Origin of the sequence: Streptomyces griseorubiginosus (genome assembly GCF_017614965.1) — a bacterium.
Lineage (GTDB): Bacteria > Actinomycetota > Actinomycetes > Streptomycetales > Streptomycetaceae > Streptomyces > Streptomyces griseorubiginosus_B.
Window position 1 is genome coordinate 1 of sequence record NZ_WVUG01000522.1, and the last position, 3206, is coordinate 3206.

General features: G+C 71.6%; 4 protein-coding genes. 1 reads left to right on the forward strand and 3 read right to left on the reverse strand.

Features of this window, described 5'->3' with window-relative positions:
• Both GRC12_RS43035 and GRC12_RS43040 read right to left on the reverse strand, forming a co-directional pair.
• On the reverse strand, window positions 1-487 hold a 487-nt coding region (locus GRC12_RS43035; protein WP_308286759.1), incomplete at its 3' end, for an MFS transporter.
• Between the two features lie 89 nt (window positions 488-576).
• The gene (locus GRC12_RS43040) at window positions 577-1641 is read right to left on the reverse strand and encodes a hypothetical protein (RefSeq protein ID WP_208785882.1); all 1065 of its coding nucleotides are present in this window, start codon (window positions 1639-1641) and stop codon (window positions 577-579) included.
• 129 nt (window positions 1642-1770) lie between these two features.
• On the opposite strand from GRC12_RS43040, the gene GRC12_RS43045 reads away from it, so the two are divergent.
• Entirely contained in the window at window positions 1771-2223 is a 453-nt protein-coding gene (locus GRC12_RS43045; protein WP_208785883.1) for a DUF4442 domain-containing protein, read from the forward strand.
• Between the two features lie 57 nt (window positions 2224-2280).
• Here the strand turns inward: GRC12_RS43045 and galU are convergent.
• On the reverse strand, window positions 2281-3206 hold a 926-nt coding region (gene galU, locus GRC12_RS43050), incomplete at its 5' end, for a UTP--glucose-1-phosphate uridylyltransferase GalU (protein WP_208785884.1).

The following is a 3206-nucleotide window of genomic DNA, read 5'->3' on the forward strand; positions in this document are numbered from 1 at the left end:
CGCCCAGCCCGGCCCCCTGCATCGCCATCCGGAACAGTGCGAACGCGCGGCTGGCCTGCTCGCCCGTCACCGACGACATCAGCATGCCCTCGGCGGCCGGGCTGAAGAAGGCCTGGCCGGTGCCGCCGAGGGCGCTGAGCAGCATCATCTGCCACAGCCGGGGGTGACCGGCCAGGACGAGCGCCGCGAACACCGCCTGGGACAGGCAGTTGAGGGCGTTGGCCGTGACCATCACGCGATGCCGGGGCAGCCGGTCCGCCACCGCGCCGCCGATCAGCAGGAACACCACCAGGGGCAGCGTCCGCGCGGCCGCCACCAGACCGACGTCACCGCCGTCACCGCCTGCGTCCAGCACGGCGAACGCGGAGGCGATCAGCGCACCGTTGCTGCCGAGGTTGGTGACGACCGCCGCGGCGGTCAGCAGGCGGTAGTTGCGGCCGGCCCCGGCGGGTCCGCGAGGGCTGTCGGAGGCGTCGGCGGAGGTCACCGGCCGACTATCGCCGCCGTGACCCCCGCTTGCCAAACCGTTTCCGCGCCATACCGGAGGCCTCGTCGGCCACGGTCTGAGGCGTCGGGTCAGCCCCCTGTCGGCGGCTCCTTGGCCAGCCGGACCGTGCTCATGATCTTCATCACGGTCGCGTCCGGGACCTCTCCCTTGACGCCTGTCGCCCCGTAGAGACTCCAGGCGACGAAGTCCCCGGCGGAATTCTTGAACCCGAAGGTGATGGCCTTGCCGTCACTGTTGCACTTGGACTTGCCGATCTGCGGGCTGTTCTTGGACCGGGCCCAGGCGTAGCTGCCCTCGATCCCGGAGGCCGTGGTGAACTTCTTGGCCGTCTTGTCGTAGGTGAGGCTCTTCTTGTCCGGCTGCGTGTAGCCGCCGTAGACCCACCAGGGCACCTGGTTCACGGCGACCTCGTCGGTGCTCTTGGCGCCGTCAGCTCCCTTGGTGCCCACGGCGGCGAGCGCCGTGTCCTCCGTCCTGCCGTCCTTGTCGTCGTCGGAGGTGCACCACTTGGACTTGTAGTACGCCGGCGCGGACATGGTGATCAGCGGCTTGGCGTTCGCGTCCTTCTTGTCCTCGAAGCCGATCAGCATGGTCGGCGAGTCGACCTCCCAGTCGGCCGGCACGTCGAAGACGGTGCCCCACTTGGGGTTCACCACGACCTTCCAGCCCGCGACGGTCGCCTTCTCGGAGGAGCCGCCGCGGGGATCGTCGTCGGAGGCGGACTGGCTGGGCTCGGCGGACGTGGTGGGCGACTGGCTCGCGCGCTTGTCGCCGCCCGAACCGCCGTCCGCCTTGTCGTCGTCGCCGCCGCCCAGGACCAGTGCGCCGGTGACGCCCGCGGCCACGATCACGGCCGCCGCGGCCACGATCGCGACCAGCTTCGTCCTGTTGCCGCCGCCCCCTCCGCCGCTGGGCGGCTGCGGCGCGCCCACCGGTCCCGGCGCGCCCCACTGCGGCTGCTGCGCATAGGGGTTGGGCTGCTGGTATCCGGGCTGCTGGTACGGATTCGGCTGGTGGTACCCCGGCTGCTGGTACGGGTTGTGCTGCTCCTGCGGAACCGGCGGGACGGGTCCCTGGGGAGTGTGTCCCTGCGGGTTCTGCTCGCCCCCTGGCGGCTGCTGTCCTGGCCACATGGGCAGCAACCCTAGTGCCGTCCGGGACACGATTCGGTCACTGTGGCTCGTCAACGCCGTAGCAAAGGGCCGAGCGGCGCTCATCACACCACTCTGGCCAGCCGGGCTACCCGTGGGTAACATCCGGTCATGAGCGCAGATCAGATGTCCGTCGGTGAGCTGCTGGCCGCGACGGTGCCGATGGCCCGGACCCTGAACCTCGAGTTCCTCGAGACCACGCCAGAGAAGGCGGTGGTGGCCCTGCCGGACCAGGGCGAGTACCACAACCACGTGGGCGGGCCGCATGCCGGCGCGATGTTCACGCTCGGCGAGACCGCGAGCGGGGCGATCGTGCTGGCCGCCTTCGGGGACCAGCTCGCGCGGGCCGTGCCGCTGGCCGTGAGCGCGGAGATCGGGTACCGCAAGCTGGCGATGGGGGCGGTCACCGCGACCGCGACCCTCGGCCGCCCGGCCACCGACGTCGTGGCCGAACTGGACGCGGGACAGCGCCCTGAGTTCCCGGTGTCGATCGAGATCCGGCGCTCGGACGGTGCCGTCACCGGCGAGATGACCGTCGTGTGGACCCTTCGTCCCAACGGCTGAGCGCCGTCGCGGGACCCGGCCCGGGGAGTAGGTCCTCCCCGGGCCCTTGTCGTGATGTCAGGCCGCGACCCGGCGGCGCTGCCCGGTGTCGGTACCCGCCTCCAGGTCCGCGACGAACTCCTTGAGCCAGGCGACGAATTCGGGGCCCAGGTCGTCCCGGTCGCAGGCCAGCCGGACGACCGTGCGCAGATAGTCGGCCTTGTCGCCGGTGTCGTAGCGCAGTCCGTCGAAGACCACCCCGTGCACCGTGCCGCCCGCGGCCAACTCCTGCAGAGCGTCGGTCAGTTGGATCTCGCCGCCGCGGCCGGGGCCGGTGCGTTCGAGGGTGTCGAAGACGGCCGGGTCGAGGACATAGCGGCCGATGACCGCGTAAGTGCTGGGCGCGTCCTGGCCGGACGGCTTCTCCACGAGGCCGGTGACCCGGACGACGTCGTCCTCGCCGGTCGCCTCCACGGCCGCGCAGCCGTAGAGATGGATCTGCTCCGGCGGCACCTCCATCAGGGCCACGACGCTGCCCGCGTAGTGGTCGCGCACGTCCAGCATCCGGCTCAGCAGCGTCTCGCGCGGGTCGATGAGGTCGTCGCCGAGCAGGACGGCGAACGGCTGGTCGCCGACGTGGCGGCGGGCGCACAGCACGGCGTGCCCGAGGCCGAGCGGCTCGCCCTGCCGGATGTGGTGGATGTTGGCCAGCCGGGCCGGGTCGCGCACGGCGTCCAGCCGTACGGCGTCTCCCTTGGCCGCCAGGGCCTGCTCCAGCTCGAAGGCGCTGTCGAAGTGGTCCTCGATGGCCCGCTTGTGCCGCCCGGTGACCATCAGGACGTCGTCGAGCCCGGCCGCGGCGGCCTCCTCGACGACGTACTGGATGGCCGGCTTGTCGACGACGGGCAGCATCTCCTTCGGGGTGGCCTTGGTGGCGGGAAGGAAGCGGGTGCCGAGTCCGGCGGCCGGTACGACGGCCTTGCGGACGCTGCGGAGGCCGGGGG